General features: G+C 41.1%; 18 protein-coding genes. 12 read left to right on the forward strand and 6 right to left on the reverse strand.

Annotated features, from left to right (window positions below; all coding sequences use genetic code 11):
• Nucleotides 1-2: 2 nt before the first annotated feature.
• Together L4F92_RS03345 and dnaE are read left to right on the forward strand one after the other, a co-directional pair.
• A complete protein-coding gene (locus L4F92_RS03345; protein WP_250364199.1) occupies nt 3-1202 on the forward strand; it encodes an NAD(P)/FAD-dependent oxidoreductase in 1200 nt (399 codons plus the stop codon).
• A gap of 119 nt (nt 1203-1321) precedes the next feature.
• Nucleotides 1322-4798, forward strand: a complete 3477-nt coding sequence (dnaE, locus tag L4F92_RS03350) for a DNA polymerase III subunit alpha (protein WP_250364200.1) — start codon at nt 1322-1324, stop codon at nt 4796-4798.
• Nucleotides 4799-4850: 52 nt separating this feature from the next.
• Here the strand turns inward: dnaE and L4F92_RS03355 are convergent, their stop codons facing one another.
• The 5 genes from L4F92_RS03355 to L4F92_RS03375 all read right to left on the reverse strand — a co-directional run bounded on the left by L4F92_RS03355 (nt 4851) and on the right by L4F92_RS03375 (nt 11012).
• On the reverse strand, nt 4851-6215 hold the full coding sequence (locus L4F92_RS03355; RefSeq protein WP_250364201.1) for an L-serine ammonia-lyase: 1365 nt from the start codon (nt 6213-6215) through the stop codon (nt 4851-4853).
• An 80-nt stretch (nt 6216-6295) separates the two neighbouring features.
• Nucleotides 6296-7537 carry a serine/threonine transporter gene (locus L4F92_RS03360; protein WP_250364202.1) on the reverse strand — a complete coding sequence of 414 codons (1242 nt, stop codon included), beginning with the start codon at nt 7535-7537 and terminating at the stop codon, nt 6296-6298.
• Between the two features lie 386 nt (nt 7538-7923).
• Nucleotides 7924-8751, reverse strand: coding sequence for a class II glutamine amidotransferase (locus tag L4F92_RS03365; RefSeq protein ID WP_250350791.1), 828 nt, complete (start codon nt 8749-8751; stop codon nt 7924-7926).
• A 115-nt stretch (nt 8752-8866) separates the two neighbouring features.
• Entirely contained in the window at nt 8867-10276 is a 1410-nt protein-coding gene (locus tag L4F92_RS03370; RefSeq protein ID WP_250364540.1) for a multicopper oxidase domain-containing protein, read from the reverse strand.
• 1 nt (nt 10277) lies between these two features.
• Nucleotides 10278-11012, reverse strand: a complete 735-nt coding sequence (locus L4F92_RS03375) for a 1-acylglycerol-3-phosphate O-acyltransferase (RefSeq protein ID WP_250364203.1) — start codon at nt 11010-11012, stop codon at nt 10278-10280.
• A gap of 119 nt (nt 11013-11131) precedes the next feature.
• Between L4F92_RS03375 and lpxH the strand changes: the two genes are divergently transcribed.
• Nucleotides 11132-11875 (forward strand): UDP-2,3-diacylglucosamine diphosphatase, encoded by a 744-nt coding sequence (lpxH, locus tag L4F92_RS03380; RefSeq protein WP_250364204.1) that lies wholly within the window; start codon nt 11132-11134, stop codon nt 11873-11875.
• Here lpxH and L4F92_RS03385 read toward each other — a convergent pair.
• Nucleotides 11856-13424, reverse strand: coding sequence for a phosphoethanolamine transferase (locus L4F92_RS03385; protein ID WP_250364205.1), 1569 nt, complete (start codon nt 13422-13424; stop codon nt 11856-11858). The two genes, lpxH and L4F92_RS03385, sit on opposite strands and share 20 nt — an antisense overlap.
• Before the next feature lie 145 nt (nt 13425-13569).
• Between L4F92_RS03385 and pyrH the strand changes: the two genes are divergently transcribed.
• The 9 genes from pyrH (at nt 13570) to lpxD (ending at nt 23423) form a co-directional block, all read left to right on the forward strand.
• Entirely contained in the window at nt 13570-14286 is a 717-nt protein-coding gene (gene pyrH, locus L4F92_RS03390) for a UMP kinase (RefSeq protein ID WP_250350787.1), read from the forward strand.
• Nucleotides 14287-14315: 29 nt separating this feature from the next.
• Entirely contained in the window at nt 14316-14873 is a 558-nt protein-coding gene (gene frr, locus L4F92_RS03395) for a ribosome recycling factor (RefSeq protein WP_250350786.1), read from the forward strand.
• Between the two features lie 134 nt (nt 14874-15007).
• Nucleotides 15008-16207 carry a 1-deoxy-D-xylulose-5-phosphate reductoisomerase gene (gene ispC / locus L4F92_RS03400; RefSeq protein ID WP_250364206.1) on the forward strand — a complete coding sequence of 400 codons (1200 nt, stop codon included), beginning with the start codon at nt 15008-15010 and terminating at the stop codon, nt 16205-16207.
• Between the two features lie 144 nt (nt 16208-16351).
• Nucleotides 16352-17080: a polyprenyl diphosphate synthase gene (gene uppS, locus L4F92_RS03405; RefSeq protein ID WP_250350784.1), complete on the forward strand. Its 729-nt coding sequence runs from the start codon at nt 16352-16354 to the stop codon at nt 17078-17080.
• A gap of 3 nt (nt 17081-17083) precedes the next feature.
• Nucleotides 17084-17947, forward strand: coding sequence for a phosphatidate cytidylyltransferase (locus L4F92_RS03410; RefSeq protein ID WP_250364207.1), 864 nt, complete (start codon nt 17084-17086; stop codon nt 17945-17947).
• Between the two features lie 9 nt (nt 17948-17956).
• Nucleotides 17957-19288 carry a sigma E protease regulator RseP gene (gene rseP, locus L4F92_RS03415; protein ID WP_250364208.1) on the forward strand — a complete coding sequence of 444 codons (1332 nt, stop codon included), beginning with the start codon at nt 17957-17959 and terminating at the stop codon, nt 19286-19288.
• A 29-nt stretch (nt 19289-19317) separates the two neighbouring features.
• Nucleotides 19318-21696, forward strand: coding sequence for an outer membrane protein assembly factor BamA (bamA, locus tag L4F92_RS03420; RefSeq protein ID WP_250364209.1), 2379 nt, complete (start codon nt 19318-19320; stop codon nt 21694-21696).
• A gap of 111 nt (nt 21697-21807) precedes the next feature.
• A complete protein-coding gene (locus tag L4F92_RS03425; protein WP_250364210.1) occupies nt 21808-22392 on the forward strand; it encodes an OmpH family outer membrane protein in 585 nt (194 codons plus the stop codon).
• The gene (lpxD, locus tag L4F92_RS03430) at nt 22392-23423 is read left to right on the forward strand and encodes a UDP-3-O-(3-hydroxymyristoyl)glucosamine N-acyltransferase (RefSeq protein ID WP_250364211.1); all 1032 of its coding nucleotides are present in this window, start codon (nt 22392-22394) and stop codon (nt 23421-23423) included. The genes L4F92_RS03425 and lpxD overlap by 1 nt, the downstream gene beginning before the upstream one ends.
• Nucleotides 23424-23431: the final 8 nt, after the last annotated feature.

Genomic DNA, 23431 nt, shown 5'->3' on the forward strand with positions numbered 1-23431 from the left:
GAATGACACAATGGGTTTCTGATACGCTAATTCTTGGCGCAGGTGCAGCAGGGCTATTTTGTGCTGGACAACTTGGTAAACAAGGTAAACAGGTAACAGTTCTTGATAGCGGTAAAAAAGCGGGGCGGAAAATTTTAATGTCAGGCGGTGGATTTTGTAATTTCACTAATTTAGAGGTTACGCCACAGCATTATCTTTCGCACAATCCACATTTTGTTAAATCTGCATTGGCTCGTTTTACTCAATGGGATTTTATCGCTTTAGTCGCAGAATACGGCATTGCTTATCACGAAAAAGAACTCGGGCAATTGTTTTGTGATGAAAGTTCACAACAGATTGTGGATTTGTTACTCGCAGAATGTAAGAAATATCAGGTTAATATTCAGCTACGCCAGCACATTGAGCAAGTTTCTAAGTCAGAAAAAGGCGGTTTTACTGTGCAAGCCAATGGGCAAACTTGGTATTGTAATCAGCTGGTCGTGGCAACGGGAGGGCTTTCAATGCCAGCCTTAGGTGCATCGCCATTAGGTTATCAAATTGCTGAACAGTTTGGATTGGCAGTGATCTCACCGCGTGCTTCCCTTGTACCGTTTCGTTGGCGAGAAACAGAACAATTTTACACCGCACTTGCCGGCGTTTCTTTGCCTGTTCGAGTCAGTGCAGAAAATGGGCAATCTTTTATTAACCAACTGTTGTTTACTCATCGTGGTATTTCGGGGCCGGCGATTTTACAAATTTCTAACTATTGGCAGCCCAATGAATGGGTGGAAGTTGATCTATTACCCAACCAATCTATTTGTGATTATTTACTTGAATTACGCCAAACTTCGCCTAAGTTGCAGTTAAAAACCGCATTATCACGTATTTTGCCAAATAAATTAGTAGAGCTTTGGCAAACCAGAGAGAGCATTCCAATAGAAACATTGGCGAATTTAACCAAAGGGCAGTTGGAACGGTTAGATAATGTTATTCATCACTGGCAAATTTTCCCTAATGGTACAGAAGGTTATCGCACGGCAGAGGTTACAATGGGTGGGGTAGATACGCACGAAATTTCATCAAAAACAATGGAAAGTACGAAAGTCAAAGGATTGTATTTTATCGGCGAAGTGCTAGATGTAACAGGCTGGCTTGGTGGCTATAACTTTCAATGGGCGTGGAGTTCAGCTTACGCTTGTGCCAGCCATATTGCCTGTTTATAAGCCCATTTCCCATTTTGATTGCCTGCAAAAAGAGATTTGATCCGAGTGAAAATCTCGTTAAAATGGCAGGCTAATTTCCCTTTTCATCTAATCAACGGCAACAATAACAAGGATTTTTTATGTCAGAACCGCGTTTCGTGCATTTGCGTGTGCATAGCGATTTTTCAATGATTAACGGTATTGCCAAAGTCAAACCGTTAGTCAAAGCCTGCGTGGAAAACGAAATGGTGGCAATGGCATTGACAGATTTCACCAATTTTTGTGGTTTAGTCCGTTTTTATGGAGAAGCATTATCTTCAGGCATAAAACCTATTGTGGGTGCAGATGTATTAGTGAAAAGTGATTTGCTTGGAGATGAACACTTTGAGCTGACGTTACTCGCCAAAAATAATACGGGCTATCATAATATTACCTTATTATTATCCAAAGCTTATGAACGTGGTTACACGGATTTACCTTATATCGATCAACAATGGCTAGTGGAACACCGCGAAGGCTTAATTATTCTCTCTGGCGGACGCAATGGCGATATCGGAAAAAAATTGTTGAAGAATAACCCTGCTGATATAGAAAGTGCGGTGCATTTTTATCAAGAATTTTTTCCCAATCATTTTTATTTAAGCCTTTGCCGTACAGGTCGCCCTGAAGAAGAGCGTTATATCCAAGCCGCCTTAAAATTGGCTGAAAAACATCATATCCCTCTTGTGGCAACCAATGATGTATGTTTTTTGTCTTCGCAAGATTTTGAGGCACACGAGATCCGCGTGGCAATTCACGATAGCTACACCTTAGATGACCCTAAACGTCCGAAATTATATAGCGATCAGCAATATTTCCGCACTGAGCAGGAAATGTGTGAATTATTTGCAGATATTCCCAGCGCTCTGGCAAATACCGTACAAATTGCTAAGCGTTGTAATGTAACCATTCGTTTGGGGGAATATTTTTTACCTAAATTTCCCACCGGGGATCTTAGTACAGAAGATTATTTGGTACAAAAATCCCGTGAAGGCTTGGAGGAGCGTCTCGCCTTTTTATTCCCCGATGAAAACGAACGGGCAGAAAAACGTAAAGAATATGACGAACGCTTGCAAGTTGAACTAGACGTGATTAACCAAATGGGTTTCCCAGGTTACTTCTTAATCGTGATGGAGTTTATCCAGTGGTCGAAAGATAACGATATTCCTGTTGGCCCAGGGCGTGGCTCTGGGGCAGGATCATTGGTGGCTTATGCGTTGAAAATTACTGATCTTGATCCCCTTGAATTTGATTTGCTGTTTGAGCGTTTTTTAAATCCAGAACGGGTATCAATGCCCGATTTTGACGTGGATTTCTGTATGGACGGGCGAGATCGCGTGATTGAACACGTGGCGGAAACCTATGGACGCGGTGCGGTGTCGCAGATTATCACCTTTGGTACAATGGCGGCCAAAGCGGTTATCCGTGATGTAGGACGGGTGCTGGGGCATCCTTACAGCTTTGTGGATCGCATTTCTAAATTAGTGCCGCCTGATCCGGGAATGACCTTAGCCAAAGCCTTTGAAGCAGAACCTCGTTTGCCTGAAATTTATGAAAGCGATGAAGAAGTTAAAGCATTAATTGATATGGCGCGCAAGCTCGAGGGGGTAACGCGTAACGCAGGGAAACACGCAGGGGGCGTGGTGATTTCGCCGGGGCTGATTACTGATTTTTCGCCCTTATATTGTGATAGCGAAGGCAAACACCCAGTTACCCATTTTGATAAAAATGATGTGGAATATGCCGGGCTGGTGAAGTTTGACTTCTTAGGATTGCGTACGCTGACCATTATTAAATGGGCATTGGATATGATTAATACGCGTCTGGCTAAAGAAGGCAAGCCGTTAGTGGATATTAATCGTATCCCACTTGATGATGCGCAATCTTTCCAAGTGTTACTCAATGCAGAAACTACCGCGGTATTCCAGCTAGAATCGCGTGGAATGAAGGATTTGATTAAGCGCCTGAAACCAGACTGTTTTGAAGATATTATTGCGTTGGTTGCATTGTTCCGTCCGGGGCCGTTGCAATCAGGAATGGTGGATAATTTTATTCGCCGTAAACACGGCGAAGAGGAAATTTCTTACCCTGATGCAGAATATCAGCACATTTCACTCAAACCGATTTTAGAGCCAACCTACGGTATCATTTTATATCAAGAACAAGTGATGCAAATTGCGCAGGTGCTGGCAGGTTACACCCTTGGTGGGGCAGATTTATTACGTCGGGCAATGGGGAAAAAGAAACCCGAAGAAATGGCAAAACAACGCTCTGTATTTGAAGAAGGGGCAATTAAAAACGGGATTGACGGTAACCTTGCAATGAAAATTTTCGATTTAGTAGAAAAATTTGCAGGTTACGGATTTAATAAATCGCACTCCGCAGCTTATGCCTTGGTTTCTTACCAAACATTATGGCTAAAAGCGCATTATCCCGCAGAATTTATGGCAGCCGTAATGACGTCTGAAATGGATAACACCGAAAAAATCGTTGGGCTATACGATGAATGTTTGCGTATGGGCTTAAAGGTTACCCCACCAGATATTAATACAGGAAAACATCATTTCAGCGTGAATGATAATGGGGAAATCGTCTATGGTATTGGGGCAATCAAAGGTGTGGGAGAAGGGCCGATTGAAGCCTTAATTGCTGCCCGTGAACAAGGTGGTATTTTCAAAGATTTATTTGATCTTTGTGCTAGAGTGGATTTAAAGAAAATCAACCGTCGCACCTTTGAAAGCCTCATAATGTCAGGGGCATTCGATAAATTAGGTCCACATCGTGCAGCGCTAGCAAAAAATTTAGAAGATGCCTTAAAAGCCTCAGATCAATATGCCAAAAATGAGGCGATAGGACAGGCGGATATGTTTGGCGTACTAACAGAAACGCCAGAAGAAGTAGAGCAGGCTTATGCGAAAACACCACGTTGGAGCGAAAAACAAATTTTAGATGGTGAACGAGAAACCCTTGGACTGTATTTAAGTAGTCACCCGATTAGTCCTTATTTAAAGGAAATTGCCCATTACAGCTCGACAAGATTAAAAGATCTTGTACCAAATTATCGAGGACAAATCAGCACCACTTGTGGCTTGGTCGTGAGTTCTCGGGTAGCGATAACAAAAAAAGGCAACCGCTTAGGCATTGCTACCTTAGATGATCGTTCGGGGCGTTTAGATCTGACATTATTTGGCGAAAGCCTAGAGCGTTTTGGTGAAAAATTACAAAAAGACACCATTGTGATTGCGTCAGGGCAGGTCAGTTTTGATGATTTCTCGCAAGGCTTAAAAATGTCTGTACGGGAATTGATGACCCTTGATGAAGCAAGAAGCCGTTACGCCAAAAGCCTTGCGATTTGCTTGACTCAAGAACAGCTTTCACCGCAATTTATTAAGCAGTTTAAAGAGATTCTTAGCCCATATAGTGGAGGGGCACTGCCAATTCATATTTACTATCAAAGCCCAGAAGGACGTGCATTGGTGAAATTAGGTGTGCAATGGTCTGTGAACCCCAGTGATGAACTGATTAATACGCTAGTGGAAATGCTAGGAGAAAGTGCGGTGGAAATTGAGTTTAAATAATCGAAAAATAAAATAAGGCGGAATAAACCGCCTTATTTTTTAGTTGTAAATTTTAGGTGCAAACCACTTTAATTGCCAATCCTCCTTGAGAGGTTTCACGGTACTTGGCGTTCATATCTTTGCCCGTTTCATACATCGTTTCGATGACTTTATCTAAACTTACACGCGGGTTAGACGTTCGTTGCAATGCCATTCGACTAGCATTAATGGCTTTAACGGAAGCTATCGCATTACGTTCAATGCAAGGTACTTGCACTTGTCCCCCCACAGGATCGCAAGTCAGCCCTAGATTATGTTCCATTGCAATTTCAGCCGCCATACAGACTTGCTCTGGACTTCCACCAAGAATTTCTGTTAAACCTGCCGCAGCCATTGAGCAAGCCACCCCCACTTCACCTTGACAGCCCACTTCAGCCCCTGAAATGGAGGCATTCATTTTGTAAAGCGAGCCGATCATTCCACAAGCCAGCAAATAGCGTTCGACAATTTCATCGCGAATCGACGAAATAAACTTTTCATAATAAGACAACACGGCTGGCACAATCCCACAAGCTCCATTAGTTGGCGCAGTAACCACACGCCCGCCAGCCGCATTTTCTTCGTTTACCGCCAAGGCGTACATATTAACCCAATCGATCACTTTCATCGGATCATTGGAAAGTCCATTATTGGCTTGTAATAAACGATGTAACGTTGCAGCACGGCGAACCACTTTGAGCGGGCCGGGCAATAACCCTTCGGTCACTAAACCGTGTTCGATACATTCTTTCATCGTTTGCCAGACGCGTTTTAGGTGTAGTTGGGTTGCCTCTTTGCCGTGTAGGGCGATTTCATTTTGTAACATCACACTCGACAAGGCCAAGCCATTTTCTTTGCAATGATGCAAAATATCTGCTGCACTTTGATAAGGGAAAGGGACATTGATGTCGCTTTCTTCTTGCTGATTGAAATGGGCTTCATCAACAATAAAACCACCGCCAATAGAATAATAGGTTTGCTGATAAAGCAAGTTATCATTTTCATAGGCTGATAGCGTCATTCCATTTTCGTGCAATGGCAGAAAGGTTTGATGAAAGACCATATCGCTTTCATAATCAAACTTCGCCACTTGCTGCCCTTTTGCCAATGGTAAAAGCGCGGTGTTTTTTACTTCAGAAATAAATTTAGGGATTAAATCAATATCCACATCGTGCGGTAAATAGCCTGCTAATCCCATAATAATGGCAATATCAGTATTATGCCCACGTCCTGTCATTGAAAGAGAGCCATAGACATCGACTTTAACCTGAGTGGTACGGGCAAGTAACTGTTTTGTCACTAAATCATCGACAAATTGCTTACCAGCTTTCATTGGGCCAACGGTATGGGAACTAGAAGGCCCAATACCGATTTTAAACATATCAAAAACACTAATCATTGTTTTCTCGAACTTTTCTGGCAGGGCATTTCGCCCTGCTTAGGGTAATTATTATCAAAAGGTGGGCTATTCTATCTTAATTAATAAAATAATCCATACACGACGGCTGAGATTGCGATTATTCCCATAATCGTCACGAAAACATTACTAGCATAGCCCCGATAACGTGCCATCGCCGGCACTTTACGAATCGCATACATTGGCATTAAAAAGAGAATAGCGGCGATAATTGGTCCGCCAATAGATTCAATTAAGCCAAGAATGCTTGGATTGATAATTGCCACCGCCCATAGCGTCAATAAAAAGAAAAGTGCGGTGAAAAAATTCAATTTTTTTCGATTTGTAATGCCTTGTTTGCCTGAGAATTTCAGATACAGCCCCTGAATGCCTTCTCTCGCTCCTAAATAATGACCAAAGAAAGAGCTAGTAATAGCAAGGAATGCCACTAAAGGTCCAAAGTAAGAAATATAAGGGTTATCAAACTTATTGGCTAAAAAGGAAAGAATACTGATATTTTGTGCTTTCGCTTGGACTAAATCTTCAGGAGTCAGGGTTAGCACACAGCTAAAGACGAAAAACATAACAAAAAATAACAGCAGGGTTGAGGTGTTTTTTAATGCTCGGCTTGCGTGGTGTTCGGTCAGCTCTGGCGATTGGTATTCCCGTTGTTGCGATTGCGAAAAGCAAGAAATGGCCGGGGAATGATTAAAAGAAAACACTAATACAGGAATGGTGATCCAAAGCGTGCCAATGAAGCTGGCTGCATCGGGCATTTGGTGCAGCATTGCGGTATTCCATTGAGGAATTAAATAAATGGAAAGAGAAAATAAAATAAATACAAGGGGATACACCAACAACTCGGTCATTTTTAACATTATTTTTTCGCTCATCAGCATCACTGAAATCAGGCTGGCAATCAACACGAAAGAAAGTAGGATTCGGTTTGGCGCGTTTAATCCTAACTGATTGATTATAAAGGATTCTACTGTATTAGTAATGCCATTGCCATAAATCAATAAAATAGGGAAAATCGCGAAAAAGTAAAGTAATGTGATGATTTTCCCCGCGCCCTGCCCAAAATGCTCTTCCACCACTTCGGTAATATCGCTCCCCGGTTGGGAAGATGACAACACAAAACGAGATAACGCGCGGTGTGAAAAATAAGTCATCGGCCCAACTAATAGCATAATCACAATTAACGGCCAAAATCCGCCCATTCCTGCATTAATGGGCAAAAACAGTACGCCAGCTCCCACTGCCGTACCGAATAAATTTAATGTCCAAAGTAAATCGAATTTATTTGTTATGGTTGTTTTTAGCATTGCCGAACTCCGTTATATAAACTTGGATTAGCGTATGATGAATACCTAATCTAACCAGCGCAGATGATATAGCGATTGCGGATATGAAACAGGATAAAAGGTGTGATTTGTGATAATGATCGATTTTTTCTTGAATAATTGGTTAGAAAATAGAGAAATGTTTACGTCTTTTTAACATTTTATCTTTTTATACTTTCGATTTCGCACTGTTTTATTTCGACAAAAAACAAAATTGAGTATTTTATCTTTATTGATAATGGGTTACCAAAAATTAAAGCAGTTTCGTTTTATGGAATAATCCGAACAATAACAGAAAAAGGTTGGACATAGTTAAATCAAAAAGCACTTTTAATGGCACAATAAAAGTGCTTCTAACGAGAGTGTGATCAGGCGGCTTTCGCATTGCCTAATGTGCCATCATCAATGGCTTCCCTTGGGGTGCCAAGGACTTCGTAAACTTTATCGCCATCTTTGAAAAACACAAAACCACCGTGTTCCATTTTTGTCCAAGTCTCATTTTTAGTCAGCGGAAAGGTAGTAATAATGGTAACTTTATCTTTTTCTGTGGTATGTTGGCGAAAGTCGATCACCCCGTCATCATCAATACGTTGTGCTGTACCAAAAGGCGCTTTACGGGTGAGGTAATGCAAATTGGTAGAGCAGTGAGCAATCATCCATTCGCCGTTTGAAAGAATGAAATTAAATGTGCCGCCTTGTGCCAATTCTTTACTAATTTCTTGAATTACTTGGAAAATCTGTTCTTCGGTGGGCTTTTTGCGAAAGCGATTTTTTAACTGTTCAGCCATATAACAGAAGGCGGCTTCTGAATCTGTTGAGCCAATAGGTTGGCAGAAATTTTCTGACATATCAGGTAATTGGGTCAGATTACCGTTGTGTGCAAATACCCAGTTTTCGCCCCAAATTTCACGAATAAATGGGTGTGTATTTTCAATCGTTACCGCCCCTTGCGTGGCTTTACGGATGTGTGCAATGACGTTGAACGATTTGATGTGGTATTGTTTTACACAATCTGCAATGGGGGAACTATGCCCTGCTTGGTTATCGCGAAAAATGCGAACGCCCTTGCCTTCAAAAAAGGCAATACCAAAACCATCTGAATGGCTATCGGTAAGCCCTGCGCGACGGCGAAACCCTTCAAAAGAAAACACAATATCCGTTGGGGTATTGCAATTCATTCCTAATAGCTGACACATAACTAAACCTTAAACGACTTTTTATCTTATAAATTTGATTTAACAAAAAAACGAACAAAAATTCAACCGCACTTTTAGATCAAAGGCGCATATCACATAACTTAGCGTTATTTCTTTATTGCACCACCATTAAGCCTAAGCAACCTTTATCCGCTGCGAGCAAATCCGTTGCACCAAAGGTGAAAGGATGACTGTTAGAAGAAGGGTGTTGAAAGCGAACTAAAATCTGCATTTGACCTTCAATCCACAGGCTATCTTTCCAAGCGAGATCGCTTTCTGCAACGGGCTTATCATTGATACGTTCAAGGATAAATTTTGCCCCTTGAATTTTAAACCCAGTAGGTTCGTTGGCGGTGAGAATCCAGCGCTCAGTGCTGTTTAATTCAGCATTTACATCAATCCGTCTTGGATCAAAACGTTGTTGATTGATCATTCCATTATTGGCATCAAGCTGGAAATGGCGCTCACGATGAATTTTCGCCTTTAATGCTTGTAGTGCATCAGTATTAAACTGTATTGTATGATTTTGTGCAAACGCACTGCTTAAACCTTGTGGGCGTAGCTCAACAACGGTGTTATCCAGCAATTCTTCATTACTGCCGAAAAAGCCCATTAGTTTACTGAAAAAATTCCGTTTTTTTCCTGCGATTAAGGTGGCATTTTCCCCTTCGTTTAGATTGACAAGTATTTCTGCGCGTTCACTCGGTGCAAGAAACAGCACCTTAGTTGTTTTCGCTTGTGGTAAAAAGCCTTGATCGAGGGCGATAAGTTGGAAATCGCGTTCATCATCAAAGCGTAATTCATAGCGACGGGAAAGGGAGGCGTTAAGTAAACGTAACCGCACAACACCACGCGGTACGGCTAAATAGGGGGCTTCTTGCCCATTTACCAATAAACGATTACCGAAAAAGTGCGGTCGATTTTGTTGGAATAATTGCACACCTTCATCATTTAATTGCATATCTTGCAAAATTAAAGGAATATCGTTTACGCCATATTTTTGTGGCAAGCTGGATTTACGACTTTCGTTATCTTCAATAATGCACAGTCCGAGCAGCCCACGATAAGTTTGATAAGCCGAATGCCCGAGGGTACAAGCACTATACCAGCAGGTGCAGGCAGCTTGGGTGATGGGAAGAATTGGCGACCAGCTTTGTCCTTGCGTAAAAGGATGCGTAACACCACCGAGTGATTCAGCGCTTACTTGTAGCCCTTGAATGGCTAAGGCAACCATTTGTGTTAAGTTATTACGATAATTCAGCTTGGCGAAATCCCCTTGGCGCATTTTGAGTGTTGGGCCTAAATAATTACCGTTAAATCCCCAAACTTCGCTGGTTTTTCCCCGTTCTAATTGCGCTTGTGCGCTGTTCATTTCTAAAAAAACAGGTTTACCACGACGTGTTTCCATTAGTGGTGGAACGCGCAAAGGTTGGCGTTCGGCAGCCCATAATGGCGCAGGAATAGCAGAAAATGCCCCCGCTGTGAGGGCTGTTTTGAAAAATTGACGGCGCGAAAAATGATTCATCTTATTTTGTTGGGCTTGGTTGAGCAGCAATTTCTGCATCAAGTTCATTGATTCGTTGTTGCATTAGTGAATGGCAATAGCTCGCCAATTCACGCACATTATCTTTGCTATAAGCGGAGGTATCCACAGGGGGTAGCATTTCGCAGATCACCTTGCCATTATGCCAGCGATTAAGATTGATTTTATTTTGTGTGGTAGAACAAACCACAGGGACAATCGGCACGCCAGCGGCAATCGCAGCGTGAAATGCCCCTGTTTTAAACGGCAGTAAACCACGCCCACGGCTGCGTGTACCTTCAGGGAACATCCAAATAGAAAGATTATCGCGGTTAATGCGTTCAGCCAGTTGAGTCATTGTATTGTGCGCTTTGGAACGATTATCGCGATCTAAAAAAATGTTGCCCGATGCCCAATATAAAATGCCGAAAAAAGGGATCCAAATCAGGCTTTTTTTCCCTACGCTCACGGTGCGTGGCATCACCATATAAGAAATGGTGACCATATCGTAGTTATTTTGGTGATTGCCAATATAAATGCAAGGCCCAATATTTTTTGCCTTTGCAGGGAAACGATGTTCCACTTGCAAACCGAAAAGCGGATATAAACGCCCAAACCAGCGAGCGATATCTCCTACATTGCTTGGATTTCTGAAACGAATAAGAGAATAGATTGTGCCAAGTAAACAAATCAAAATACAGCAGAACACAATCACAATAATGCGAAGAAGTTTTAGCATAACGACATACCCTGAAAAAAATTTGCACAAGTATAGCGAAAATCCGTAAATATTTGTATCAATCCGCTAAAAAAATGCTAGGCTATCAAACAATTTCATTCTTTAAAAAGACATTCAAAATGGCAACGACCTATTTTATTGCTGATTTACATTTAAGCGAAAATCGTCCAGATTTAACCGCCCTTTTTGTGGATTTTATGCAAAATCAAGCCCAAGATGCTGAAAGTTTGTATATTTTAGGCGATCTTTTTGATTTTTGGATTGGTGACGATGAACATTCTCCGTTGATCGATTTAGTGACACTGCAAATTCGCACCTTAACGGAAAAAGGCGTGAAATGCTATTTTATGCACGGCAATCGCGATTTCCTCATCGGCGAAAAATTTGCCCAATCTTGCGGCTTAACCCTGTTACCCACCTATCAGGTGATTGATTTGTATGGCACTCCCACATTGCTTTGCCACGGCGATACACTCTGTATTGATGATATGGCTTACCAACGCTATCGTAAAAAAGTGCATCAAAAATGGCGTCAATGGCTTTTTTTACATCTTCCTTTAAAAGTGCGGTTAAAAATTGCTGAGAAAATTCGTGCCAAAAGCAAACAGGATAAGCAGCATAAATCCTCTCAAATTATGGACGTAAATGCCGATTTTGTGTTGCAAACAATGCAACAATTTAATGTGCCACAGCTTATTCACGGGCATACCCATCGGCAAAATTGGCACAAAATTCCACCGCACTTTGAACGCATTGTTCTCGGTGATTGGGGGGCAACGTCGTCGGTGTTAGCGGTGTCAGCGAAAACAATGACATTTATTAACCATTCGTTAAATCAACAGGTTAGCGTTGAGCAGGAATGATCACCGCAGGATCATCTGGCGCAGTGATATTTTCAATTTTTTCTTTTAAGCCATAATCTGGCTGTGGTGTCTCATCAAAAAGATCCATATTGGCGTCAATATTCGCATTGCGAATGCCGATCCAATTGGCTAATCCCTCCGTAAAGTTCAAGCCAGACTTTGCCACGTTTTTCTCGTGGCGTTGCTGATCATCACTGGAAATTTTAAACAGTGGAATATCGTAATGGCGTTTACTTTTACCATTGCTATTATGAATGGCAATATAGTTGTCGCTGATTTGATGAGCTAAACCGTGATCAGCAAAGTAAATCATCGAAAAAGTGCGGTGGTTTTTTTGCTGATTTTCTACCAGAAGTTGATAAATTTTGCTGAGTATTTCATCGGTTTTTTTGATCGAACTAATATAGCAGTTTACTTCTTGATATTTTTTATCAATTTTTGTGTCGTCAAAAATCTTTTTATAATCAGCCACGCGTTCGCAAGCTAAAGGGTGTGAGCCATATAGATGGATAACGATAAATCGTTTGTTTTCGCTAGGTTTTTGCAGTAGCTGGTCAAATTTTGCGATTAATTTAAAATCACTCACATCACTGCTAAGAGAATCACCTGATTTTAAAAAGAGTTTTTCATCACTTTTATTGGCAATCGCAGAAATGGGCGTGTCGTATTGCCCCAAATAGCCTTGATTAGAAAGCCAGTAGGTTTTGAGACCTGCTGACTTAATTAAGTCAATGAAATTTAAGCGGTAATTACCTTCCCACGTTTTTTTGTTAGGTTTTGTAAACATTAGTTTTAACGAAGCGATAGTATTGGTTCCCCCTGCAGTTAAGCCATTAATTAATGTGCCTTTGGCCGTGGAAAGAAAAGGCGTATTAGCAATAGGATAACCATAAGCGTGGTGATAATCTTTTCTTGCACTTTCGCCGATAACTAAAATGTAGTCATCATAATGGGAACGGCTATCCAGTTGGCTTTCTCCCCATTCACCTGGCACATTAAAGCGATTAAGCAAACGCAGTTCTTCGATCACTTTTTCCCCGGCTAAATAGCTTTCTTGCAGAGGTTGGAAAGGAATTTGTCCCCAAAATGCATTGATAAAAATGAGTGCCAATAGCCCTTTATTTTTATAAAAAGCCACGTGGAATTTTTGACTTAACTTGCGATAAAGCAAGGCTCCGCCAAGAATAACAAGGGGATAACCATAGTGACGTAGAGGAATTTGGGCGAAAAATTCTTTGCCTTCTTGTAAGTCGGTGGCAAAAACAGAGGCAATATACTGATAAGAAGGCGCACCAAAATTCACCCCAATAGGGGCATAGCAGGCATAAATGAATAAAATAGGGAGCGCAATAAAATAAAAGTATTTTTGAGAGCTAGAAAAAATAATAATGAAAGACATAAAAAGGGCAATTTGTTGCCAGTTTGGCTGTGGAAAATAACCCGAACCTTGTAATGCCAACAGGCTGATTACATAAAGTAGCGCAAAACATACCGCACTTGCGAGTAAGGATGAAAGATGAAATGTTCCTTTTTTGTTCTTTTCTGTCATAACATTATTCCTTATTTTTGACTTCCTCTCATTTTACTTAATTTTTTTCGAGGGTTCTATGCGATTTTTTTTCTAAGCTATTTTCAGGGTAAAGATGTTGCTCTATAATATGCAGAATTTTGTACCCAACTTTTGTGAGGAAAAAATGAGCAAACCCGTATATAAAAGAATCCTGCTTAAATTAAGCGGTGAAGCTTTACAAGGTGAGGAAGGTTTTGGAATTGATCCTTCAATTTTAGACAGAATGGCGCTCGAAATTAAAGAATTACTAGAAATGGGCGTAGAAGTCGGGGTTGTGTTAGGGGGCGGAAATTTATTCCGTGGTGCGAAACTGGCGAAAGCAGGAATGAACCGTGTGGTCGGCGATCATATGGGAATGCTTGCCACCGTAATGAACGGCTTAGCAATGCGTGATGCCTTACACCGTGCTGATGTCAATGCAAAATTGATGTCCGCCTTCCAACTCAATGGTATTTGTGATACTTATAACTGGTCTGAAGCAATTAAAATGCTACGGGAAGGACGCGTGGTCATTTTTTCGGCAGGAACAGGTAGCCCATTTTTTACTACCGATTCAGCCGCTTGCTTGCGCGGTATTGAAATTGAAGCCGATGTTGTACTCAAAGCCACAAAAGTGGACGGCGTGTATGATTGCGATCCTGCCAAAAATCCAGAAGCAGTGATGTATGAAAAACTCACTTATGCTGATGTGATTGACAAAGAATTGCAAGTGATGGACTTAGCCGCCTTTACGTTAGCACGAGATCACGGAATGCCAATTCGTGTGTTTAATATGAGCAAACCGGGGGCATTACGCAATGTTATTTTAGGTGAGCGTGAAGGGACGCTTATTTGTAACTAATTGATTAAACTTAAATAAAAGGAATATTTGTGATTAACGAAATTAAACAAGATACGCAAACGCGTATGGAAAAAAGCCTTGAAACATTCAAACATCATATTGCGAAAGTCAGAACAGGACGCGCACAGCCTAGCTTACTTGATGGTATTCAAGTGGAATACTATGGCGCATTAACGCCATTACGTCAGTTAGCTAATGTTGTCGCTGAAGATGCACGCACACTTGCAGTAACTGTGTTTGATCGTAGTTTAATCGGGGCAGTAGAAAAAGCCATCTTAACCTCTGATTTAGGTTTAAACCCATCATCAGCAGGCACAACCATTCGCGTTCCACTTCCACCATTAACGGAAGAACGCCGTCGTGATTTAATCAAAATCGTAAAAGCGGAGGCCGAGCAAGGCAAAGTTGCTGTACGTAATGTACGCCGTGATGCTAACGATCAAATCAAAGCGTTGTTGAAGGAAAAAGAAATCAGCGAAGATGAAGAACGCAAAGCACAAGATGAAATCCAAAAAATCACCGATCTTTATGTGAAAAAAGTGGATGAAGTGTTAGCGGACAAAGAGAAAGAATTATTAGATTTCTAATCATTTGAAATAATGAAGCAATAAAGGGCGAGCCAAAGGTTCGCCCTCTTTTTTCTTGCTGAACGGCTGGCTTTTGAGTATATTCACCACAATTTTAGCAAACTTACTTCTTTTTATAGTGCGGTCAAAAATTTATGCAAAAACAACAAAAACTCGTCATTCTTGGTTCAACCGGCTCAATCGGCACTAGCACCCTTTCTGTAATAGCACATAATCCAGAAAAATATCAAGCGTTCGCTTTAGTAGGGGGGCGTAATGTGCAGTTAATGCTTGAGCAATGCGTTAAATTTCACCCGACTTTTGCCGCATTAGATGATGAAAGTGCGGCGAAAAATTTGAAAGAAAAATTGACCGCACTTGGTATGAAAACGCAAGTGTTAAGCGGACAACAAGCTATTTGTGAATTAGCATCACACCCTGAGGCTGATCAAGTGATGGCTGCCATTGTTGGTGCAGCCGGCTTGCTACCAACCCTTGCAGCGGTGCAAGCGGGTAAACGGGTGTTGCTAGCCAACAAGGAAAGCTTGGTGACTTGTGGGCAACTCTTTATTGATGAAGTGAAGAAAAGCCACGCACAGCTTCTGCCAGTGGACAGTGAACACAATGCGATTTTCCAATCTTTACCGCCTCAAGCACAAGAAAAAATCGGTTTTTGTCCGCTACAAGAATTAGGCATTAGTAAAATTGTCTTAACGGGATCGGGCGGGCCTTTCCGCTATACGGATCTTACTGAATTTGAACACATCACACCAGAACAAGCTGTGGCACACCCCAATTGGTCAATGGGCAAAAAGATTTCGGTCGATTCAGCTACAATGATGAACAAAGGCTTAGAATATATTGAGGCTCGTTGGTTATTTAATGCGACAGCTGATGAAATGGAAGTGATTATTCACCCTCAATCCATTATTCATTCTATGGTGCGTTATATTGATGGCTCGGTCATTGCGCAGATGGGTAACCCTGATATGCGTACGCCAATTGCTGAAACAATGGCTTATCCACAGCGTACCTTTGCGGGGGTTGCGCCATTGGATTTTTATCAGCTTAATGGGCTGACTTTCTTACAACCAGATTATCAGCGTTACCCTTGTTTAAAACTCGCCATAGATGCTTTCGCAGCAGGGCAGTATGCAACAACAGCGATGAACGCGGCGAACGAAATTTCTGTCGAGGCGTTTTTAAACCGTCAAATTAAATTTACCGACATTGCCTTTGTGAATCAGCAGGTTGTAGAAAACATCACGCCGCAACAGATTCAATCCATTGATGATGTGTTAGAGGTGGATAAAAAAGCACGTGGGTTGGCGTGGAAAATCATTCAATCAAAATAACATTTTGTTTTTATTATAAATAACTCAGAGCGGGCGAAAGTTCGCTTTGATTTTTTACATATAATTCTGTGCGTTTTCATAGTAAGTAAGATCATATTATGATATATTCAGCCATTAATTTTGTAACTAGAAAATCCTTGATGAATGACAGAGATTGATTCAAATAATATTCCTCAACACGTTGCGATTATTATGGATGGCAATGGTCGTTGGGCAAAACAGCAAGGAAAAATGCGTATTTTCGGGCATAAAAATGGTGTCGCGGCAGTGCGCCAAGCGGTTTCCTATGCACTAAAAATTGGTGTGAATGTTCTCACACTTTATGCCTTTAGCAGTGAAAATTGGTCTCGTCCCGAAAGTGAAGTGAGTGCATTAATGACATTATTTATGCAAGCACTTGATTTAGAAGTGAAAAAATTGCATAAAAATAATATTCGGTTAAAAATTATCGGCGATAAATCGCGTTTTAATGCAAAATTACAGCAAAAAATCGAAAACGCAGAAAAATTAACCGAAAATAACACCGCACTTACCTTAAATATTGCGGCAAATTACGGGGGCTATTGGGATATTGTGCAGGCTACAAAACAGCTTGCCAGCTTAGTGAAAAATCAGCAGATGACCGTTGATGAGATCACCGCAGAACGTTTTCAGCAATATTTGGTTACCCAAAATCAGCCAATGGTTGATTTGCTCATTCGGACAAGTGGGGAGCAACGTGTGAGTAATTTTTTGCTATGGCAGATTGCTTATGCAGAATTTTATTTTTCCGATGTGTTATGGCCAGATTTTAACGAACAAGAATTTAATCAAGCTATTTTAGCTTATCAACAACGAAATCGCCGTTTTGGTGGAGCAGAACAAGAGGACTAAACTGTGCTTAAACAACGTGTCATTTCCGCAATAATTTTAATTGCTATTGTCTGTGCTGCGTTATTTTTATTTTCTCCTTTTTATTTTGCCTTAGCGTTAGGTGCCGTGGTGGGCTTAGGCATTTGGGAATGGACACAATTTGCCCAGGTTAAAAATAAATTTTGGCGTGTTGTCGTGGCTGGATTAGCAAGTGCGGTGCTTTTTTTATGGATTTTAAGCGAAGCCAATTATCTCAATGCTGGGCGTGTGTTTGAACATTATGCCGAACCGATTTTATTAAGTGCCGTGATTTGGTGGATTATCGCCCTTGGTCTGGTAGTGAATTATCCCAATTCAGCGAAATTTTGGGCAAAATCCGTGGTGTTGCAAGGAGTTTTCGCCATTGTAACTTTAGTGCCTTTTATTGTTGGTGTGTTAAAACTGCGTTTAGATAGTTACGTTGCTAATCCCTATCACGGCTTAATGTTGCTCTTTTATGTCTTTATTCTTGTATGGGCAGCTGATTCAGGGGCGTATTTTGCCGGCCGCCAATTTGGAAAGCATAAACTTGCAGCAAAAGTTTCCCCGGGTAAAACTTGGCAAGGGGTATTTGGTGGTTTACTCACGGCTGGCGTGTTAGCAGCCATTTTTATGCAAGTTGCTCCGCAAGATCTATTCAATGTGCCAACAGTGCCTTTCATCCTGTTATCCGTTGCGACAGTGGCGATTTCTGTACTCGGTGATTTGACGGAAAGTATGTTTAAGCGTGAAAGCGGTATTAAAGACAGCAGTCAGTTAATTCCCGGACACGGTGGGATTTTAGATCGTATTGATAGCTTAACTGCTACTGTTCCATTCTTTGCCTATTTCTATTTTTATGTCTTATAGGAAACAGATATGTCTTTTTTGTGGTCGCTAGGTTCATTTTTGGTTGCCATTTGTGTACTGGTTTTTGTACACGAATACGGACACTTTTGGGCTGCGAGAAAGTGCGGTATAAAAGTTGAGCGTTTTTCTATCGGTTTCGGTAAGGTATTGTGGTCATTTCTTGATAAAAAAGGGACAGCCTTTTCTATTTCACTGATTCCTTTAGGTGGCTATGTGAAAATGCTTGATGAGCGTAACGAAGCGGTACCAGAAGAATTAAAATCACAAGCCTTTAATAATAAATCTGTTGCACAACGTGCCTTTGTCATTGCAGCAGGGCCTATTGCGAATTTTATTTTTGCTATATTGGCGTATTGGTTGGTGTATTCCATTGGTATTCCTAGTGTGAAACCTGTTATCGCAGAGGTTCGACCTCAATCTATTGCGGCACAAGCACAGATCCAACCAGATTCACAAATTATCGCCATTGATGGCACAGCAACGCCAGATTGGGAAACCATTAATATGGTACTTGCCACCAAAATGGGCAATCCAAATGTAGAAATCACGCTTTCTCCTTTTGCATCTAACGTGAAGCAACAGCGTACCTTAGACTTAACAAATTGGCGTTTTGATCCCGAAAAAGAAAGTGCTTTTGGCGCATTAGGTATGATTCCTGTGCGAACTAAAGTGGAAATGACCTTGTCTAAAGTGGCAGCAGATTCTCCTGCACAAAAAGCAGGTTTGCTTGTTGGTGATAAACTTTATACCAATACCGGTGAACCAATGAATTGGCAAGATTTTATTCAAGATGTGCAAAAGGGGCTGCCTTTCACGTTGCGCATTGAGCGGGCGGGGGAAATGCTGTATAAAACCTTAACGCCGATACTAAACGAAAAAGGGAAATGGTTTGTTGGCGTCTCGCCAACCATTAAACCATTAGATGAAAAATATCGCACCGAATTAAAATATGGTCTTTTTGACGCGTTACAAAAAGGCATAGAAAAAACGAAAGATTTAATGCTACTGACTGTAAAAGTGATCGGTAAATTAATTACTGGCGATCTTTCTTTAAATAATTTAAGTGGGCCTATTTCTATTGCAAAGGGGGCGGGTGTCTCTTCTGAAATTGGCTTCGTTTATTATTTAAGTTTTATGGCATTAATTAGTGTGAATTTAGGTATTATGAATTTGTTCCCATTACCGGTATTAGATGGGGGACATTTAGTTTTTCTTGCCGCCGAGGCGATAAAAGGCAAACCACTTTCACAAAAAGTGCAAGATGCGGCTTATAAAATTGGCGCAATATGCTTATTAGCTTTAACAGCATTTGCTTTGTTTAACGATTTCTTACGTTTATAACTCTTTCTTTTACAAGGATAAAAGTAACAATGAAAAAACTTTTAATCGCAAGTTTATTATTGGGTTCAACCACGGTGATGGCTGCACCTTTTATTGTGCAAGATATTCGTGTTGATGGCGTTCAGGCTGGCACGGAAGGCAAAATTCTTGCGAATTTACCCGTTAGAGTTGGGCAACGGGCGACAGATAAAGATATTGCTAATGTAGTAAGAACTTTGTTCTTACAGGGATATGAGGGGGTTAAAGCGGCTCGAGAAGGCAATACCCTAGTGATTTCTGTACAGCAACGCCCAATTATTGCCGATGTTATTCTTGACGGGAATAGCTCAATTCCAAGTGAAGCCTTGAAAGATAACCTAGACGCGAATGGCTTTGCGGTTGGCGATGTGTTGAACCTTGATAAATTAGAGGCTTTTCGCCAAAGTTTATTAGATCATTACCGTAGCGTAGGGCGTTATAACGCAAAAGTGGAAACCATCGTTACGTCATTGCCAAATAATCGTGCGGAAGTCAAAATCCAAATTAAAGAAAATGATGTCGCACTATTGAAAGGGGTTACCTTTGAAGGAAATCACGCGTTTAGTTCAAGCAAGTTGCAAGAACAAATGGAATTACAACCTGATGCGTGGTGGAAGCTTTTCGGCAATAAATTCGATTCCGTACAGTTTGGTAAAGATCTAGATACATTACGCGAGTTTTACCTTGATCACGGCTATGCCAAAATGCAAATCACTAAAACAGATGTACAGTTAAATGATGCACAGACTGAGGCAAAAGTTTCTATTGATGTTAATGAAGGTGAGAAATATACCGTTAAGAGCGCGCGTATTGTGGGTAATGTTGCGGGAATGGGCGAGGAGCTTTCCGGATTATTAAAACAAATTCGGGTGGGGGAAACCTTCCGTCGTAGTGATGTGGTTGCGGTAGAAAATGCCATTAAAACGACCTTAGGTGAGCAGGGATACGCAAACCCTCAAGTGAATGTTAGCCCAGCGTTTGACGATCAACATCACACTATTGCATTGACTTATGTGGTTGATGCGGGGCGTCGTTATTCTGTGCGTCAAATTCGTTTTGAAGGCAATAACGTCAGTGCAGATAGCACATTACGCCAAGAAATGCGTCAGCAAGAAGGAACTTGGTTATCCTCTCAATTAGTTGAACTAGGTAAAGTGCGGTTAGAACGTACAGGATTTTTTGAGACTGTAGAATCGCGTACTGAGAATGTGCCAAACACGGACGATGAACTTGATGTGATCTATAAAGTGAAAGAACGTAATACCGGTAGCATTAACTTTGGTATTGGTTATGGTACAGAAAGTGGCTTAAGCTATCAGGCAAGTATTAAACAAGATAACTTTTTGGGAATGGGATCTTCAATCAGTTTAGGTGGTTCGCGTAATGATTACAGTACCAGTGTGAATTTAGGCTATACAGAACCTTATTTCACAAAAGACGGCGTAAGTCTTGGTGGGAATGTATTCTTTGAAAAATACGATAACTCAAAAAACGACACTTCAGCCTCTTATAGCCGTACAACTTACGGGGTGAACGGTACGCTTGGTTTCCCAGTCAACGAGAATAACTCATACTATGTTGGGTTAGGCTATGTTTACAACAAATTAAAAGATGTACGCCCTGAATATAACCGTAACCTCTATCGTGAATCAATGAATGTGAGTGATTGGACATTTAAATCTCACGATTTCGAGCTTTCTATGGGCTGGAACTATAACAATCTGAACCGGGGCTATTTCCCAACGTCAGGAATGCGCGCCTCGATCGGCGGAAAAGTGACTATTCCAGGTTCAGATAATAAATATTACAAACTGTCTGCAGATGTCCAAGGTTTCTATCCGTTAGATCGTGATCATAGCTGGGTCATTTCAGCAAAAGCTTCCGCAGCTTACGCGAATGGTTTTGGTGGAAAACGTTTACCGTTCTATCAAACTTACAGTGCAGGTGGTATGGGAAGTTTGCGTGGTTTTGCTTATGGTGCAGTAGGCCCACAAGCTATTTACCAACACAAAGATTGTGCAACAGCAGATAAATATTGTAAGAAAGGGGTAAATGGCGACATTGTCGGTGGTAATGCAATGGTCACCGCAAGTGCGGAATTAATTGTGCCAACTCCATTTGTGGCGGACAAAAATCAACGTTCAGTAAGAACTTCGCTTTTTGTTGATGCGGCAAGTGTATGGAATACAAAATGGAAAACAGACGGAAAAGCACGTTTCACCAATTTACCGGATTACGGCGATCCGAGCCGTGTTCGCTCCTCAGCGGGTGTCGCTTTCCAATGGCAATCACCGATTGGACCTCTGGTGTTCTCTTATGCCAAACCAATCAAAAAATATAAAGGTGATGAAATTGAACAATTCCAATTTAGTATCGGTGGTACATTCTAATTGGAACTTCTTTCATTCTTATTAGTCTAAGTGAAAGCTTGGAAAGCTAATGGGAGCTTGCTCCCATTGGTATTGAATTTAAAAATTAATTTATTTTAAGGAAACTCAAAAATGAAAAAAGCTGTAAAATTAACCGCACTTTCTTTAGCGTTAGCATTAGGTTCATCCATTGCAATGGCGGAAGATAATATTGCCTTTGTAAATGTCGATTATTTATTTGCACATCATCCAGCACGTCAAGTTGAATTTAAAAAATTAGATGAGCAATTCAAAGCACCATCTGAAAAATTACAAGTTGAAGATAAAGCACTGCAAGATAAAAAAGCAGCATTTGAAAAAGAAATTGATGGTAAAGTGAAAGCATTAGATAAAGATGCACCAAAATTACGTCAAGCTGATATTAAAAAGCGTCAGGATGAAATTGCAAAATTAGCGCAAAAACGTGATGAAGAGTTTAAAAAATTAGTACAACAGCACCAAGAAAATATTGCTAAATTCCGTCAGGAAACACAAAAAGCAGAAATGGAAGTTGAACGTAAATTATTAACTGACATTCAAACTGCGACGACAACGGTGGCAAAAGCAAAAAACTACAGCGCCGTGCTTGATGAAAAAGTGGCAGTGTATGCAGCTGATGGCAAAAATATCACCGAAGAAGTATTAAAAGCAATTCCAGCTCCAGCACAGGCTAAATAATGCAAAAGTCTTATTCTCTTAAAGAATTAGCACAACAAATTGGCGCTACCATTCGTGGTAACGCCAATGTGCTTATTGATAGTATTGCTCCTCTTGACAAAGCACAGTCAAATCAACTCACCTTTATTTCAAATATTAAATTCCGTGATTTGCTTGCCCAATCCCACGCAGGGGTTTTAGTCGTGAGTGAAAATGATGTGGAGTTTTGTTCGCCTGAAAGCAATCTGCTTATTGTCAATGATCCTTATGTTGCTTATGCTGTGTTAGCGCAATATATGGATTCTACCCCTAAAGCCGCCACAGGTATTGCTGAAAGTGCGGTGATTTCATCCTCGGCAAAATTAGGTGCAAATGTTTCCATTGGCGCTAATGCGGTGATTGAAGATGAAGTTGAATTAGGTGATAACGTGGTTATCGGTGCGGGTTGCTTTATTGGCAAGGGCGCAAAAATTGGTGCAAACACCCAACTTTGGGCAAATGTAAACATCTATCACCAAGTACAAATTGGCGAACATTGCTTAATTCAATCTGGTGCAGTTATTGGCAGTGATGGCTTTGGCTATGCAAATGATAAAGGTCGCTGGATCAAGATCCCACAAACTGGCACAGTGATTATTGGTAACCACGTTGAAATTGGTGCTTGTACCTGTATTGACCGCGGCGCATTAGATGCCACGGTAATTGAAGATAATGTGATTATTGATAACCTTTGTCAAATTGCCCATAACGTACATATCGGCACTGGCACAGCGGTAGCAGGCGGTGTGATTATGGCGGGCAGCCTGAAAGTGGGACGCTATTGTCTCATTGGTGGCGCAAGTGTAATCAATGGTCATATGGAAATTGCAGACAAAGTTACCGTTACAGGAATGGGAATGGTAATGCGCCCAATTACCGAACCTGGTGTTTATTCTTCCGGCATTCCGTTACAGCCAAATAAAGAATGGCGAAAAACCGCTGCATTAACCTTAGACATTGATAAAATGAATAAGCGTCTAAAAGCGCTAGAAAAAAAGCTGAATAATGCTTAACTCATCTT

The organism is Avibacterium sp. 21-595, from assembly GCF_023611905.1.
Taxonomy (GTDB): Bacteria; Pseudomonadota; Gammaproteobacteria; order Enterobacterales; family Pasteurellaceae; genus Avibacterium.

Bases quoted from the DNA above. Each gene is read 5' to 3' on its own strand.
- L4F92_RS03345 (WP_250364199.1), top strand. From the start codon at position 3: ATGACACAATGGGTTTCTGATACGCTAATTCTTGGCGCAGGTGCAGCA.
- lpxH (WP_250364204.1), top strand. From the start codon at position 11,132: ATGGCAACGACCTATTTTATTGCTGATTTACATTTAAGCGAAAATCGT.
- rseP (WP_250364208.1), top strand. From the start codon at position 17,957: ATGTCTTTTTTGTGGTCGCTAGGTTCATTTTTGGTTGCCATTTGTGTA.
- uppS (WP_250350784.1), top strand. From the start codon at position 16,352: ATGACAGAGATTGATTCAAATAATATTCCTCAACACGTTGCGATTATT.
- lpxD (WP_250364211.1), top strand. From the start codon at position 22,392: ATGCAAAAGTCTTATTCTCTTAAAGAATTAGCACAACAAATTGGCGCT.
- L4F92_RS03370 (WP_250364540.1), bottom strand. From the start codon at position 10,276: ATGAATCATTTTTCGCGCCGTCAATTTTTCAAAACAGCCCTCACAGCG.
- L4F92_RS03385 (WP_250364205.1), bottom strand. From the start codon at position 13,424: ATGACAGAAAAGAACAAAAAAGGAACATTTCATCTTTCATCCTTACTC.
- dnaE (WP_250364200.1), top strand. From the start codon at position 1,322: ATGTCAGAACCGCGTTTCGTGCATTTGCGTGTGCATAGCGATTTTTCA.
- pyrH (WP_250350787.1), top strand. From the start codon at position 13,570: ATGAGCAAACCCGTATATAAAAGAATCCTGCTTAAATTAAGCGGTGAA.
- L4F92_RS03355 (WP_250364201.1), bottom strand. From the start codon at position 6,215: ATGATTAGTGTTTTTGATATGTTTAAAATCGGTATTGGGCCTTCTAGT.
- L4F92_RS03365 (WP_250350791.1), bottom strand. From the start codon at position 8,751: ATGTGTCAGCTATTAGGAATGAATTGCAATACCCCAACGGATATTGTG.
- ispC (WP_250364206.1), top strand. From the start codon at position 15,008: ATGCAAAAACAACAAAAACTCGTCATTCTTGGTTCAACCGGCTCAATC.
- L4F92_RS03375 (WP_250364203.1), bottom strand. From the start codon at position 11,012: ATGCTAAAACTTCTTCGCATTATTGTGATTGTGTTCTGCTGTATTTTG.
- bamA (WP_250364209.1), top strand. From the start codon at position 19,318: ATGAAAAAACTTTTAATCGCAAGTTTATTATTGGGTTCAACCACGGTG.
- L4F92_RS03425 (WP_250364210.1), top strand. From the start codon at position 21,808: ATGAAAAAAGCTGTAAAATTAACCGCACTTTCTTTAGCGTTAGCATTA.
- L4F92_RS03360 (WP_250364202.1), bottom strand. From the start codon at position 7,537: ATGCTAAAAACAACCATAACAAATAAATTCGATTTACTTTGGACATTA.